The organism is Rhodococcus cerastii (assembly GCF_033042195.1).
GTDB lineage: Bacteria > Actinomycetota > Actinomycetes > Mycobacteriales > Mycobacteriaceae > Rhodococcoides.
In genome coordinates this window covers 115,764-131,498 of record NZ_JAWLKF010000006.1, presented here as the reverse complement: position 1 = coordinate 131,498, position 15,735 = coordinate 115,764, and the positions used below count along the sequence as shown (strand labels likewise).

Below are 15,735 nucleotides of genomic sequence, written 5' to 3'. Positions count from 1 at the left end.
ATGAGTATTCAGAAGGACACGGTTCTGAGCGTCACCGATCTGACGGTCGAGTTCGAGGTCGAGAAGGTCTGGCGCAAGGCGGTCGACACCGTCTCGTTCACGGTCGCCTCCGGTGAAGTTCTCGCTATAGTCGGTGAATCCGGATCCGGTAAGTCGACGACGGCGATGGCCGTCCCAGGCCTGCTGGCCGATAATTCGCGGGTGTCCGGCAGCATCAAGCTGGGCGAGAAAGAGCTGGTCGGGCTGCCCGAGAAGCAGCTCGCACCCATCCGCGGCAAGAACGTCGCGGTGATCTTCCAGGAGCCCATGACGGCGCTCAATCCGGTGTACTCGATCGGCTGGCAGATCACCGAGGCCATCCGCGCGCACACCTCGCTGTCGAAGAAGGAAGCGAAAGCGCGGGCCGTCGAGCTGCTCAAGCTCGTCGAGATGCCGGATCCGGAGACGCGGGTCAACTTCTACCCGCACCAGCTCTCCGGTGGTCAGCGTCAGCGCGCGATGATCGCCCAGGCGCTGTCCTCGGATCCGTCGTTGCTGATCGCGGACGAGCCGACCACGGCCCTGGACGTGACGGTGCAGGCAGAGATCCTCGACCTGATGCGTGATCTCCGGAACCGCATCGACGCGTCGATCGTCCTCATCACTCACGACATGGGTGTGGTGGCCGACATGGCCGACCGCATCGCGGTGATGAAGGACGGCGTCATCGTCGAAACAGACGCTGCGCAAACCATATTCAAGAACGCGTCGCATCCGTACACGCAGCAGTTGCTCGCCTCGGTTCCACACCTGGGCAGCAGCATCGAGGCCGTGACCGCGGGGAAGATCGCCGAGCCCAGTGCCGTCGAGGAGACCCGGGCTCTGAGCATCGTCGACGGTGTCATCGAGTACCCGGGCCGCACCGTGTTCCGGGCCGTCGACGGGGTCAGCCTCGACATCGAGATGGGTGAGGTGGTCGGCCTCGTCGGTGAGTCCGGCTCGGGCAAGTCCACGATCGGTAAGGCCGTGGTGGGACTGAACAAGCTCACCGGCGGCTCGTTGTCGATCGCAGGCGTCGACATCACCAACCTGTCGAATCGCGAACTGCGGTCGGTGCGAAGCAAGGTCGGCATCGTGTTCCAGGATCCGGGTTCGTCGCTGAACCCGCGCTGGCCGATCGGCCAGTCCATTGCCGAGCCGATGCTGTTGCACACCGAGCACAGTGCTGCAGACCGAAATCGAAAGGTCGAGGAACTGCTCGACCGGGTTCACCTGTCGCGGACCATGCGCAACCGCTACCCCCACCAGTTGTCCGGTGGGCAGCGTCAGCGCGTCGGCATCGCCCGGGCGCTCGCCCTGGAGCCGACGCTGTTGGTGGCCGACGAACCGACGTCCGCACTCGACGTGTCGGTGCAGGCCAAGGTGCTCGAGCTGTTCAAGGAACTACAGCGTGAGTACGGCTTCGCGTGCCTGTTCATCAGCCACGACCTCGCTGTGGTGGAGGTACTGGCCAAGCGCATCGCGGTGTTGAACAAGGGCAAACTCGCCGAGTTCGGTACGACGGATCAGATTCTGCGTCGTCCGACCAACGAGTACACCAAGCGGTTGCTCGCGGCCGTCCCGGTGCCCGATCCGGCCGAACAGGCCAAGCGTCGCCAGGCCCGCGCCGAGCTGTTGGCGGCAGGGGCAAAGTAGGGGTGAGGGGAGGGGGTACCGTCGTCTGTCGTGACGGACCCCCTCGCCCCGCTGCTGGAATTGCCCGGAGTTGTCGACTCCGCCGAACGGGCGCGTGACGCTCTCGGCGCGGTGCATCGACACAAGGCCAACCGTCGTGGCTGGCCGGCCACCGCGGCCGAGGCCGCGGTCCGCGCGGCCCGCTCGTCTTCGTCACTCGAGGGCGGGTCGATGGATTTCCCCCGCGAGGGCGAAGAAGGCGACCCCGTACTCGCAGGCGCGCTTCGAGTCGCGGCCGCCCTCGATGGCGACGCCCTGCAGAACACGCTCTCGACGTGGAAGCGCGCTCCGCTGCAGACCCTGGCTCGACTCCACTTGTTGGCAGCTGCAGATCTCGTCGACGACGCCTCCGCGCTCGGTCGTCCGCGCGGTGATGCGGGGGTCGGCGAGCGACTCGATCTGCTCGCTCAGCTCGTGACCGGTGGAACCTCTGCACCCGCTCCGGTGATCGCGGCGGTGGTGCACGGTGAGTTGTTGACGCTCAAAGCTTTCGGATCGGCCGACGGCATCGTTGCGCGGGCTGCATCGAGACTGGTGGCGGCGTCGTCGGGCTTCGACCCCCACAACCTCGGAGTGCCGGAAGTGAGCTGGATGCGTCGAGCAAATGCCTACCGGGACGGCGCGACCGGATTCGCCGAGGGCACCGCGACGGGCGTCGGGAGTTGGGTGATCCTGTGCTGTGGAGCCTTCGAAGCCGGTGCGGCAGAGGCGACTTCGATTGCCGAAGCCGCGGTCTAACCCACACATAAAAGGGCGGCGATGCCGACTTGCGTCGACTTCGCCGCCCGTTAGCACGGAGCGCCTGGTTACCAAGCGTGCTCAGGTGGGCTGTGATGGAAAACCACGTGGCCTCGGCGAGGGTTCGACGGTGATGAGGTCATCCCTGCAACCGGTGCAGGGTTCTTGCTGATCATCGACGAATCTCGCAGGCCCACAGCGCTTCTGCCATTAGGTGGCCGCTCCGCGTGGGTGCCTGGTGTCCGTGCTGGGAATCCCGGTCGGGAGAGCGAATCTTCTCTTCCGATTCGTTCTTGGCCTTCCGTTCTTCCGTACGTCATTTGTACCCCGTGACGCGCCTCACATCAAGGGGTTGAGCGTCATCTTTTTCTTCGGAGCAGTCCGTAGGTGATCGCGCCGGCCGCAAGAGCGCTGAAACCTGCTGCCGCACTTGCCGCTACGGTCTTGCCGGACGGGGTTTGGATCCGTGATCGCAGCGAGACCGGGTTGGAGAACGTGAGGATCGGCCAGCCGCGGGACGCGGCTTCCTTGCGCAGCGCTCGGTCGGGGTTGACGGCCGTGGGATGCCCGACGGCGCGCAGCATCGGCACGTCGGTGATCGAGTCCGAGTACGCGTAGCTCGACGTCAAGTCGTAATCATGTTGCGCGGCCAGGGAGTTCATGGCGTCGACCTTGCCCTCGCCGTAGCAGTAGAAGTCGACCTTGCCGATGTACTTGCCGTCCACGGTCACCATCGTGGTGGCCATGCTGTGATCGGCACCCAGGAGTTCTGCGATGGGGTGCACGATCTCGTCGCCGGACGCCGACACGATCACCACATCGTGGCCGCGGAGCTTGTGGTCTGCGATCAGGTCGGCGGCTTCGGCGAACACGAGGGGGTCGACGATGTCGTGCAGGGTTTCGGCGACGACCGCTCGTACCTGTTCGACGTCCCAGCCGGCGGTCATGCTCGCGATGTGTGCGCGCATGCGCTCCATCTGGTCGTGATCGGCTCCGGAGAGCAGGAACAGGAACTGGGCGTAGCTGCTCTTGAGAACGGCGCGCCGGTTGATGAGTCCTTGGTCGAAGAACGGTCTGCTGAATGCCAACGTGCTGGACTTGGCGATGATCGTCTTGTCGAGGTCGAAGAATGCCGCGACGCGCGCTGCGCGTCGGCCGGCCGGGGCGTCGTCGGTGCTCGCGCTCTGGGTCACGTTTGTCACCATAGTGGCCGGTGGTGACCGGTGGATGTTGCGCGGCGCCACTGGCGGACTCGGTCCGAAACCGTCGAGAAAAAGCGACGGTTGAACTTGCAAACAAGGAAGTCCACGGGTGTAGTATTTGCTATGAGCCCGGTTCATTCCGGGCGGTGTTCAGCCCGACCCCCCGGGGCTGAACCAGACGACCCTCGCCTCCTCCCCCCCTGGCGAGGGTCGTCCTCTTTTCCGGGTCGGGGCAAAAACTGGTACAGCAGTACCGGTATTCATCCACAGGCCCCGATCTATCCACATTTTCCCAAGTCGCGCGCACCTCGAGCAGATTCTCACGCAGGCTTGGCGCATGGAAACGGACCCGCGACAGCGAATCGCGCACCCGACTGTGGCGATGTCGATCGAACTTCGCGGACTCCGCGAGGACGTCTATCGAATAGCCGCGGCCGCGGATTGTGTTGTGGAAGAGCAGAACTTACTGGTCGGTATCGGTTCGGCTCGGTCGATGTGGGACCGACTCGGAACAATTTTGGTCGATTTCGAGTCCGCAGAGACGGCATTGGCGTCCGGATTTCCGCGACGCTCGGGCGTCATTCTGGTCACGGACGAGCAACCGACACTCGACGACTGGCGCATCGCCACATCGCTCGGTGCCGAGCATGTGATCTCCCTGCCGCAGGACGAAGACGCACTCGTGCGCATACTCGGCGAACCCGCATCGGTGCCGTCGGGAGACGGTGGAGTGATCGCCGTGGTCGGCGCTCGCGGCGGCGCGGGCGCATCGACATTCGCTGCCGCACTCGGACTCCGCAGCAGCCGCTCGGACCGACGTGCCCTCCTCGTCGAGGGTGATCGGTACGGCAGCGGCCTCGACCTGTTACTCGGCTGGGAGAACGCTCCGGGTCTGCGATGGTCCGGCTTGGTCGTCGAAGGCGGCCGAGTCTCCGGCGACGCTCTGCACGGGGCGCTGCCTTCCCGCGGCGGGTTGTCGGTGCTGGCGCTCGGCCGATCCGAGGACCGGGGTGCCGGACTCTCGGCCGTTGCAGTGGCGGCTGTGGTCGATGCAGGACGCGCAGCGGGAGATCTGGTGGTGTCCGACGCTCCGCGCCATCCGAGCGACGTCTCCGACGCCCTGTACGCCGCGGCGGATCTCGTCGTGCTGGTACTTCCGGCCGAACTGCGAGCCGTGACGTCGGCTGAGGCGGTGGCAGCGCAGGTCGTGGATCGAAACGCCAACGTCGGCCTGGTCGTTCGTGGGCCTGCGCCGGGTGGGCTGAGGGCAGACGACATCGCCGTCGCCCTCGGTCTTCCGCTGCTGACCTCGATGCGCGCCGAGCCCGCGTTGGCCGAGCGCCTCGAACGAGGAGGACTGGTGCTGGGCCGACGTTCGCCGCTGGCCGCGGCAGCCGACGCTGTGCTCGATACGTTCGCGCACAAGCCCGGTGGTCAGCGGTGGGCGGCATGAGCGCCGTCGTCACCGCGGATCTGCTCGACCGCGTCCGTGATCGCCTGGCGGCATCGGCCGATGCTCCGGTTCCCGCGACCGTCGCCGCGGCGATTCGAGCGGAAGCAGGCGGGGTGATCGGCGACACCGATATGCTTGCGGCCCTTCGTGTTCTGCAGACCGAGCTGACCGGTGCGGGGCCGTTGGAGCCGCTGCTGTCCGAGCCTGGAGTGACCGATGTGCTGGTCACCGCACCGGATCAGGTGTGGATCGATCGTGGTCGCGGACTCGAGCGCACCGGTATCCGCTTCGCCGACGAGGCTGCCGTACGTCGTTTGGCGCAGCGACTCGCGTTGTCGGCCGGCCGCCGCTTGGACGACGCGCAGCCCTGGGTCGACGGTCGATTGCCGGGCGTCGGGCAGGGGGCCTTCGGCGTCCGCCTGCACGCGGTACTGGCACCGGTGGCGAGCGGAGGAACGTGTGTCTCGCTTCGGGTGCTGCGACCCGCGACGCAGGGACTCGCTGCGCTCCGTGCATCGGGAGCCGTGACCGCAGACGGGTACGAGCTGCTGCGTCGAATCATGTTCGGCCGCCTGGCATTTCTCGTTGTCGGCGGTACCGGCGCGGGAAAAACTACGCTCTTGGCCGCACTGTTGGGCGAGGTGGATCCGGCCGAACGGATCGTCTGCGTCGAGGACGCCGCCGAGTTGGCCCCGGCTCATCCGCACGTGGTCCGACTGGTGGCCCGCGCACCCAATGTCGAAGGCGTGGGTGAAGTATCGGTGCGGCAGCTGGTGCGTCAGGCCCTGCGAATGCGACCCGATCGTCTCGTGGTCGGTGAAGTGCGCGGTGCCGAGGTCATCGACTTGATGACGGCACTCAATACAGGTCACGACGGCGGAGCCGGAACCATTCACGCGAATTCCCCGGCCGAGGTACCGGCCAGACTCGAAGCCCTTGCGGCACTGGGCGGAATGGGCAGAGACGCGCTACACAGCCAACTCGCCGCTGCGGTCCAAGTGGTGTTGCACGTCCACCGCAGCTCCGACGGTACTCGACGGCTACGTGAGATCGGAGTGGTCGACGTCGATCCCACCGGCCGAGTGCACATCGCGGCGGCCTGGTCGGTGACTGCCGACGCGACGCCGGGCGAAGGTCGGCTCCTCGAACTGCTCGACCGCCGTTGCGGTGACGCGCGATGACGGCGTCGGTGATGGTCCTCGCCCTCGCGGTTGCCCTGTGGCCGAGCAGTTTCCGTCGGTTGTCTGGTGAAGAACGGGCGGCTTCCTCCGCGCCGCGATGGCTGGTGCCGGCCTGCTGCGTTCTGCTTGCGGCAGGGGCGGCGTGGTGGTTCGGCGGAATCTGGGCCGTGAGCGCAGCAGCGGTGGCGGGCGGTACCGGATGGCGTCGTAATCGCCGGCGACTCGAACGTGACCGGCGTGCCGACGAATTGAACTGGCTCGCAACCGGAGTCGAGGTGGTCATCGGCGAGCTGCGCGTCGGATCCCATCCGGCCACGGCCAGCGCGGTCGCGGCGGACGAGTGCGGCGGCATCGCGTCGACGGCACTGCGCGGTGCGGCATCGCGCTCCCGACTGGGCGGCATGGCTGCGGACGGTATCGCCTCGTCCGATTCGTTGTTGGACGCCGAGCTCGGCCGGCTGGCCGCCGCGTGGAGAGTGGCAGACGAGCACGGGCTCGCGCTCGCCGAACTGCTCGACGCCGTCCGCGAGGACATGCTGGGACGCCGACGGTTTCGCGAACGAACCGACGCATCGCTCGCCGGTGCCCGTGCCACCGCGCTGGTGCTGGCCGGTCTACCGATTCTCGGAGTCGCGCTCGGTCAGCTGATGGGAGCCGATCCACTGCACATTCTGCTCGGCGGTGGGCTCGGCGGAATGCTGCTGCTCATCGGCACGGCGCTGGGCTGTGCGGGCCTGCTGTGGACCGATGCGATCACCGGCAAGGTGACGACGTGATGTGGGTGGCGGTTCTGTGTCTGGCCACGGCATCGATCACGCTGCCCTCGGTCTCGGGTGGGTTGCACAGGCTGGCATCCGAGCGCCGGGCGGACACCGACACCGTCGATACGCCGACACCCGACCCGCTCGCGGTGGCCACGACCTTCGATCTGCTCGCCGCCTGTCTGCGGTCGGGCTTGCCGATATCGACCGCCGCTGCGGCAGCAGCACATTCCGCTCCGACCTCGTTCGGTATCGCGCTCCGCAAGGCAGCCGATCTTCTCGAACTCGGTGCCGACGCCGCGACCGCGTGGGACGCCGTCGCGCAGGATCCCGAGACCGAGGCGCTGGCCAGGATGGCCCGCCGATCTGCCCGGGCCGGGTCGTCCATGGCGTCGGCGATGACGGAACTCGCTGCGACACAACGAACTCGCGCCGAGGACGCGTCGGCCGCTGCGGCCGAACGCGCGGGTGTGCTGATCAGCGGGCCGTTGGGTCTGTGCTTTCTGCCGGCCTTCATCTGCCTCGGCATCATCCCCGTGGTGATCGGCCTGGCGGGCAACGTACTGGGCGGCGGTCTGCTGTGACCGCCGCGCACACAGAATTCCGATGCGGAGATGCCGCGTCGGAGATCAGGGAGGGGAATCGAGATGATCGAGAACGCACTGCAGGAGTTGAAGACTCGAATCGTTCTGTTCGGAGTGGAGGACGATGGCATGTCGACCGCGGAGTAGTCCGCCGTCGAGGTTTACACCCGTTGACGTAGTATTCGACAGATGGGTGGGAGAGTAGCGCCTCGGGCACTGATCGTGGTCCGGCTATCGCGTGTCACAGAGGCAACTACATCGCCGGAGCGCCAGCTCGCGGAGTGCCGAAAGCTTTGTGACAGCAGGGGTTATGACGTCGTGGGGGTTGCCGACGATTTAGACGTCTCCGCTGGCAAGACGTCACCGTTCACTCGCCCGAAACTCGGCCCCTGGCTGGATGCACGTCACAACGATTTCGACGTGATCGTCTTCTACCGCATGGATCGGATCGTGCGCAGGTTGATGGACTTGGCGAAGCTGATCGAATGGGCCGAGACGCACCGTGTCACGCTGGTGTCAGCCACTGAGGCGTTTCTCGATCTGAGTCAGCCGTTCGGGAAAATTATCGCGCTTCTGGTGGCGAATGTCGCAGAGATGGAGCTCAATGCCATCACGGAGCGTAATGCGAACGCGTTCAAGCACAACTACGAGACGGGCAAATGGCGAGGTGGAGTTCCGCCCTGGGGCTTCCTGCCCGAGAAAAGCGCTGCTGGCGAATGGCGGTTGGTGCAAGACCCCGTGCAGGTAGAGGTCATCGACGAGGTTGTCGAGCGAGTGCTCAAGGGCGAGCCGTTGCGCGCCATCGCCCACGACCTGACCGACCGCGGGATACCTACACCGAAGGATCGCTTCGCGCAGTCGAGGGGCCGGGAACCGGCCGGATACGAATGGCACTCGGGCCCTCTCAAGCGGGGGCTGACGTCTCCAACGCTCCTCGGTCGCATCGTGACCCGCGAGCCGCGTGTTGATGAACTGGGCGAGGCCATGAGAGATCCAAACGGCAAAAAAGTCTTCGGTCCCGAAACAATCGTGGTGGGTGCCGATGGGTCTCCCCTCGTGCGTGCCAAGCCGATTGTGACGCGTGAGACGTTCGATCGCCTCGCCGCTGAGCTGTCCGGCCGTGAGAACCGCACGGAGCCGACAGTGCGTTCGACAGGCCTACTGCTGCGGGTCATCTATTGCGGGGTGTGCGGACGGCCTGCCTACCGACTCAAGGGTGGGACTGGACGAAAATCTCGATACCGTTGTGCTTCAGCGCAGTACAAGGACCAGTGCGAAAATAGAACTGTCACCGCAGAGGACGCCGAGGGTCGGGTCGAAGAGCAGCTTCTCAGAACTCTCGGCGAGATGGAGCGGACGGTGCGAACCTGGATGCCGGGCAGTGACGTCGCGACCGAATTAGCCGAAGTCGGCGAAATTCTGTCCGACCTCACTGACCAGATCGGTACGGGTTCGTTCAGGAGGGGCACGCCGCAACGAGAGCGTCTGAACGCGAGGATCGTGGCGCTGACCGAGCGGCAAACAGCGCTTGAGGCGCAGCCGACCGAGACCGCCGGATGGCGGTACGAGGGCACTGGACAGTCTTTCGACGATTGGTGGGCCTCGTCTACGTCTGAAGCGCGGAACGTATGGCTGCGGGACAACGTGCGTGTGACATGGCGGTCACACAGCGTCGGTACGCGAACCGTGCTGGACGCCCTCGACGTCGAGACGCTGGCACCGGATCTGGCTAGCGGCGTGCTGTTGGGACCAGTCGGGGCTCTGGCCGAGTACAAGGATGCGGGGGCTTGGGCGCATGCAGGTCTGGGCGCGCTGCCGGATGCCCTGGCTGCGGTCTACATGCGGCAAGGGATGTCACGACCGGGCGTCGTGGAGGAGTAGAGACACGCTCCGCGTCGACTCGGTGTGTGTGTTCGAGCGCTGTGGGTCTCGGCGCCAGCAGTCGGTGACGCGCTCCTCCTAGACAATCTCGCATGCAAGAAATTCCGTCGTTGATCTCGTCTGCTTCCAATCATTGATCGGGCTCAGTCGTTCCGTCCTAGCCGCGTTCGCGTGTTCGAGAACACAGCCACAGAAGCCGAGCGGCCCCTCGCTCAGGCCGACATGCACGGGCCACCGTTAAGTCCGCCGACAGCGGTGTCGAAACGCACGTAGGGAGCGGACTCGCCAAGCAGCGCGAGGTGGTTATCTATGTTCTCTGCTACGACTTCGGCACGGAGACAGATGTTTTGAGTACATGCGCGCACGTGAATTTTGCGTAGGTGCAACCGATGATGCGTTTGCGATGGAAGCTTCGAGGTGGCGGTCTTAGCTATCGAGCGCATCTGCGGTACCGCGCAGGCCTACCCGAATATTCCTCGTTGCCTCAGGACCGTGCGCGTCGCGAATCATCAGCGGGCCGGTCCGCGCGTGACTTTGCGGTCAGGATTCGACATTGTCTTCTGAATAACTCAACGAATAACTTTGTAGCGGTCGCCGACCATGCCGGTGACCGCTACGACCTGCGAAGCCTTAGCGAAACGGAGGGTTTAGGAGTTTCCGCGTGAGTAATATTTTTGTATAGCTGTTCTCCGACAAGCGATTTCAGTTCTTGCGATCACCTCGACTTCAACCTAGGGTGAGATCATGTCCGGGGATCCAGATAGGCCAAGTCGGTCAGATTCAACCGCCGCGAATGGTGGTCAAGCGGTTACGCACGAATGCGCGCCTCGAGTGTTGAGCGCGCGGGACTACGCCGAATTGAAAGGAATCCCCCTGCGTTCGCTGCGCCGATACCTGGCGCAGGGGCTGATTCCCGGTGCTGAGCGCGTGGGGCCGGGGAAGAAGTGGCGAATCACTACGACAACACCAGCCTGATCCGAAACTCAATTCGCCCGTGTTGCCTCGGCAGGGTTCTGCCCGAAGTCTCCTAAACGAAATCTCCACTGCAGGAACGCTTACGCGCGATCTTGATCAACATTCAGCAACACGGCTGGCCTCGACAGAAGAAAACCCCCGCGCCTGAAGCAACAGGAGGCGGGGGTCTCTATCGAAGTTTGCGAGAAGCGAGTTGCAAGCTCAAATCTCAGTGTTGCGCATCCCCAGAAGGGACTGTCTTGCCAGACACGTCTCAGGGTACCTCCTGCCCTGACGAAATTTCAACCGTCGCTGATTCATGTGTCGCGCGGCCGACACCCGAGGTCGTGTGGAAGCTGCTCTCGCCCTTGCTCGCCGCCCGTCAATCGATGCGGTTGGCCGAGCCCGATGGCGGCGGCAAATTCAACTCTCCGCGACCTCGAACGTCGCGTCTCCCCGACTACCCCGCCGCAATCCCCATCTACGACCGACAGCGCCGCACGAAATTGCTGGCGCTCGACTTCGACGCCAAAACGCATGGCGCTGCGCAAGTACAAGCTGACGTCGAACGCGTCCTTTCGTGGCTGCACGAATGCGGCGCTCGGACCGTCGCAGACCGGTCCACCAGTGGCGGTCGCCATGTGCTCGTGCCCTTGGCCGCAGGCACATCACTCGAGGTCGATGACTTCACCACCCTGCTGTCCCTGCTCGAATCCCGACTGCCGACATTCGACAAAACTCCGATGCGCAACGCCACGCACGGGTGCATCACTGCCCCGGGGTCACTGTGCAAAGAAGGTGGGCACAGGCAACTCGTCGGCGCACTTCCCGACGCCGTCGAAGCCCTCACTCTCAGATCCGATCGCGGCGTCGTCGCCCGCATGGTCGAACTGCTCGGCGGTATTACTACCTCGCGGCCTCGTACCCGCATCGCGGCCGTGCAGGCGTCGCTGACCCGCGACGCCCATCTCGTCGGTGTCGACGACACACGCAGGCTGCATCCGCGGTTCTGTCAGACGAGCCCGATCCCGGCCGCGGTCGCCGCGTTCGCGCGCGCCGGCGAGTTCGATCGCGGCCGCTGGGACTCGCCCTCCGAGGCGCGTCAGTCCGTCATTACGGCCCTGGTGCGGCGTGGTGCCACAGCAGCAGACATCGAAAGTCTTATCGGCTCCGACGAATACGCGGGCCTGCGCCAAGCCTATGACCGATACAAGAACTCCGCCCAGATCGCGCGCTCCCTACGGTCGGACGTCAACAAAGCGCTCACCTGGGCTGCGACCGTTGCGACCGAATTCCGCGTTCGCGAGCACAAGAACAAGCACACAGGGGGGTACGGAGGTATCGATCGATTGCGTGACGATCCAATCCGACGACGATGGCTTGCCTCTGCCAACACATGGATCGATCAGGAATTCCTAGCATCACGACAGCGCCACGCGATGCTCGCAGTCGTCCAATCTTTGGCCTACAGCTCCGCTCTCGCAGGCGAACTGGTGGAGGGTGTACCAGTGGTGGCTATCGGCGGCCGTGGGCTCTCACACGCCGCTGGGCTCATGTCCGAGGCGAGCGTGTGGTCGGCGCTACGGGTTCTGCGTGAGACGCCCGGCTCACCCGTGCTGCGAGTCGCGCGTGGCGCAGGCCAACTCCCGGACCGGTACGCCTTGACGACACCGGCGACAGCGCGCGACCCCAGCGCGGTGGCACTCGAACGAGCGCAGGTCGCACCTGTGCATCACGCATGGAGTGTGCTCGGTCTGCGCTCTCGGGTGCTCTATGACCTCATCCACACAGGTCACGCGCTCACCGTGAAGGACGCGTTCGCCGCTGCAAAGCTCAATACCTCTGCCGGCTACTCGGCCCTGACCGATCTGCGCATTGCCGGACTCATCACCAGGACCCGAGGTGCCGTCGCTGCCACGGAGCGCACTCTCGACGACGTCGCAGACGACGCGGGCCTCGATCTTGTCGCCTCCCAACGGGTCGTCCGCCACCGCGCCGAGCGACTTGTGTGGCACGCCTGGTTGGAAAGCCGTTCCGGTACATCACCCGATAGCCGTGGTGCACTTCAGCGGGCGTGCGAAGTGACAGGATGGGCCGATCCGCACTCCGATGCCCGCGACTCCGAATTGATATGGGCAGCGACCTTGGCAGCCGGTCCACCGACGCCGGATCCCGACCTCGAATCGTTGGACCTGCTACGAAACCAGCCCCGTGCGGTCATCGCGGCACCGAGCTGACGGTTGCAGCTCACGCATCATGGACCGATCCGCCGGCGTCGCACTGGAGATGGCTGAAGTCACGGTCGCGCAGCACGGCGTGCTCGATCAAAGTTCGCGGTGCACGCTGGGCAAGCCGCTCTACTGCCGGCCCGCGAATTGCCGGCAAGTGCGGAAGATTGAACGAACGCAGAATTACAGGGGTCCTTTCGTTCATCTCGCGTGTTCGAGATCTTGGATTCGCTGCAGGACTTCCTGGCTGAGCGTCACGTAGTCCTCGGCAAGGGCAGATGCGCTCCCAGGTCGGTGTTCCTCCGAAAGCTGTTCGGCGTCATCGGCCTGGTCGGCGAGCTCGTGTATGAGCCCTCCCTTCTCCCTGGCCTTCACTGCACAGCTCCCTGCGTGCTGGATGACCGCCTTGAGCAGCGGTGCTGCGCCGTTGAGTGCCGACTCGATGTCCGAGGCCGCGTTGCGACTGACAGCCTTGTCCGAGGTGGCGACGTCGAACAGAACCACGCCGAGAAGCTCGATGTCGGGGTTCACATCGCGGGCGGTCTCGATTTGTCGCGAAAGCACTCGCAAACCTTCGATGCTGGCTCGATCGGCCCGGGTGGGCACCACGATCCAGCGGGTGGCGCCCAATGCGAGCTGGATCAACGTCGGACGGGTCGACGGGGTGTCCAAGACGATGAGATCGTAGTCGGGGGCGATGGGTGCGAGCGCCTCCGCGAGGAGGCTCTGGTGGTGGCGTGACCGATGCGCACGACCGGTGATCTCTGACTCCCAATCGTCCAGCGCTTCACCGCCGCTGATGACGTCGAGGCCGGGTCGAACATCGGGGATGACAGGCACGAGTGCGGAGCCGGTCACCAGTGCGCTGCGCAGAAGCTTGCCGGAGTCGCCCCGGCCGTCCCAGTAGTAGCCCAGATCATGCCCCGCATTGCCATGCGGATCGAGGTCGATGAACAGTGTTCTCCACCCACCTTCCGCGGCAAGGCCGGCGACGTTCACGGCCGTGGAGGTTGCACCTGTGCCGCCCTTGCAGTTGGCAAAGGTGACTACGCGATTCAGTTCCTTCGTCATCGATTCCGTCACTACAGCCTCTCCTTCTCGCCGCGTCGTCTCGCGCGAGGCGAGAGTTGCGCGCCACAATCCGTGGTGCATGTGCGTGCTCCGTCAGTGAGGAACTGGGCCCCACTTCAACTTATCGTCGGTTAAGTCAAACAGGTCGCGTGACCAGTTAGGTCAACCGCGTCTAAAATTGTTGTGCGACTCTGTCTTTTGACGCGTCCACCGCCCGAGGGCGTGGTACTGCTAGGGGGATCCTATTTTCATTTCATTACATGTAACGAAATGAAATTAAATTCGGTCCGCATTGGCCTCGCATTTTAATTCTCGATGTATTGGTGCGCCGCCTCTTGCTGCGTCTCAATTGCCGTGACATCGTCCCCGCTGGGCGTAGTTCCAGGGCGGAAGTGTCCGCGACGGACGGACGGGGTGACCATCCTGATAACTCACATTGGTTCGGCGGCGCAGCGGTTGTCGCTACGCTAACGGTGAGTGTGCTGGCGCGACAGCGTCCGCTCCTACCGCTCCCGCGTGGGGGGTGTTCGGCGGCTCGGGCCGCGATCCCCGGTGAACGTCACTTCTGTTCGTCCTGTTCCTCGCCGAACTGACCTGTCTCGAGGGCCTGGCCGCCGCCTTTTGGGATTCGATCAGATCGGGGTTGTGTAGACGATCGCGTCCTGGATCTACCCCAGGACCTGTTCGCTGCACGTCCTTGATGGCGAAGCCGTCGTCGGACTTGTCGGCCGCGACTCCATCATGCGTTTGGAAGGTTGACGCTACGGTCACAATTGCATTGACTTAATCGACCGAGAAAGGACTGCTTATGAGCACTCTCGCCGAACAGGAACGCAAGCTGCTCGCGTTGCTCATCCACTCGGTCCACCGGACGTTCGCCGACGCCCGGGCCTCCGGTGTCCCTGCCGAGGTGTTCGCCGACATTGAGGCAATCGCAGCGTCGATGACCTCGGCGCTGCCGACCGGCCAGATCTACGACCAGCTTGTCGGTCCGTTCTACGACACCTCAAGCCTGACTCAGTGGTGGGGCGTGAGTCGACAGGCCGTCGCGAAGGCATCATCCACCGATGCCGTGATCGCATGCCAGCTCGACGGCGGCGGATGGGTCTATCCCACCTGGCAGTTCACCGACTCGGGAACGGTGTACCCGGACCTGCTCACCCTGTGGTCGACGTTGTGCGCTACAGCCGACGCCTGGACCTGCGCAACCTGGCTGCGTAGTCCTCTTGCCGACCTCGACGACCGCAGCGCAGCGAAATGGGTCGCCGAAGGTCGCTCCATAGAGCCCGTACTCGAGCTCGCACGCGCCGCCGCGCGTCGGTGGGCGGCGTGACCGGCCGCGACCACGCTGCACTCGGACCCGCGATCATGGCCACAGCGGAGCCGATCGCCGCCACTGCCGTTGCGGCCGTCATCGAAACCGGGATGAAGCTAAGTTGACCAACTATCAAGCCATCGTTGAAGATCGATCCGAGTAGTGCGCCGTCTTTCCCCGCCATTTGCCCACCGCTCTTCAGCAGCGCTCGTGAAACGCTCTCGTGTCCGGTCCGGGTGGTTCAGTGAGTCGACACAATCACCGCGCGACTCGCAGTACATCCCGATCGTGGTCTAAATGTCTGACTCGTAGGGGTCAGTCCCAGCGGCGGTAGGGCAGCTGAGAAGGCTTCTCATCGCCGTGACGCGTCATCTAATTTCCTCCCCAAGCGTCATCGCCGATAGCTATACGGATTTCACACCGGCCCGGTGAGTGGCACTGGTCGACTACGAATGGTGAAGTTCGGGCGCACAGCTGCTCACGGCACCAGGGGGAGAGATGCCGCGCCACGACAGGTTTTTTCGCTCAAAATCGTCGAAGTCGAACCGGAACGGCAGTCGCCGGTCCTGCCACGGCTTCTGACAGGTCACCCCTGCCGGACATGATGTCGACTTCGATTCCAGTCCCGATGGTTCAGCTGGCCATAGATCGTGC

11 protein-coding genes are annotated in these 15,735 nt (G+C 64.5%); 9 read left to right on the top strand and 2 right to left on the bottom strand.

The window, feature by feature from the left end; translation table 11 throughout:
• Together R3P93_RS13450 and R3P93_RS13445 are read left to right on the top strand one after the other, a co-directional pair.
• Positions 1-1,674, top strand: a complete 1,674-nt coding sequence (locus R3P93_RS13450; protein WP_094638622.1) for an ABC transporter ATP-binding protein — start codon at positions 1-3, stop codon at positions 1,672-1,674.
• 30 nt (positions 1,675-1,704) lie between these two features.
• Positions 1,705-2,451, top strand: a complete 747-nt coding sequence (locus R3P93_RS13445) for an oxidoreductase (RefSeq protein WP_094638623.1) — start codon at positions 1,705-1,707, stop codon at positions 2,449-2,451.
• 359 nt (positions 2,452-2,810) lie between these two features.
• Here the strand turns inward: R3P93_RS13445 and R3P93_RS13440 are convergent, their stop codons facing one another.
• Complete coding sequence (locus tag R3P93_RS13440; protein WP_394855301.1) at positions 2,811-3,656, bottom strand: HAD family hydrolase; 846 nt, start codon at positions 3,654-3,656, stop codon at positions 2,811-2,813.
• Between the two features lie 334 nt (positions 3,657-3,990).
• Between R3P93_RS13440 and ssd the strand changes: the two genes are divergently transcribed.
• The 6 genes from ssd (at position 3,991) to R3P93_RS13410 (ending at position 12,704) form a co-directional block, all read left to right on the top strand.
• A complete protein-coding gene (gene ssd, locus R3P93_RS13435) occupies positions 3,991-5,106 on the top strand; it encodes a septum site-determining protein Ssd (protein WP_317533225.1) in 1,116 nt (371 codons plus the stop codon).
• The gene (locus R3P93_RS13430) at positions 5,103-6,287 is read left to right on the top strand and encodes a TadA family conjugal transfer-associated ATPase (protein WP_094638662.1); all 1,185 of its coding nucleotides are present in this window, start codon (positions 5,103-5,105) and stop codon (positions 6,285-6,287) included. The genes ssd and R3P93_RS13430 overlap by 4 nt, the downstream gene beginning before the upstream one ends.
• On the top strand, positions 6,284-7,063 hold the full coding sequence (locus R3P93_RS13425) for a type II secretion system F family protein (protein ID WP_317533224.1): 780 nt from the start codon (positions 6,284-6,286) through the stop codon (positions 7,061-7,063). Before R3P93_RS13430 ends, R3P93_RS13425 begins: the two co-directional genes overlap by 4 nt.
• Entirely contained in the window at positions 7,060-7,632 is a 573-nt protein-coding gene (locus tag R3P93_RS13420) for a type II secretion system F family protein (RefSeq protein WP_256989514.1), read from the top strand. Before R3P93_RS13425 ends, R3P93_RS13420 begins: the two co-directional genes overlap by 4 nt.
• Before the next feature lie 189 nt (positions 7,633-7,821).
• Positions 7,822-9,513: a recombinase family protein gene (locus R3P93_RS13415; protein WP_317533223.1), complete on the top strand. Its 1,692-nt coding sequence runs from the start codon at positions 7,822-7,824 to the stop codon at positions 9,511-9,513.
• Between the two features lie 1,301 nt (positions 9,514-10,814).
• Positions 10,815-12,704, top strand: a complete 1,890-nt coding sequence (locus R3P93_RS13410; protein WP_317533222.1) for a hypothetical protein — start codon at positions 10,815-10,817, stop codon at positions 12,702-12,704.
• Between the two features lie 192 nt (positions 12,705-12,896).
• On the opposite strand, the gene R3P93_RS13405 is transcribed toward R3P93_RS13410, so the two are convergent.
• A complete protein-coding gene (locus tag R3P93_RS13405) occupies positions 12,897-13,847 on the bottom strand; it encodes a ParA family protein (RefSeq protein ID WP_317533221.1) in 951 nt (316 codons plus the stop codon).
• A gap of 727 nt (positions 13,848-14,574) precedes the next feature.
• Here R3P93_RS13405 and R3P93_RS13400 point away from each other — a divergent pair.
• Complete coding sequence (locus R3P93_RS13400) at positions 14,575-15,099, top strand: hypothetical protein (protein WP_317533220.1); 525 nt, start codon at positions 14,575-14,577, stop codon at positions 15,097-15,099.
• The last annotated feature ends 636 nt before the right edge of the window (positions 15,100-15,735 follow it).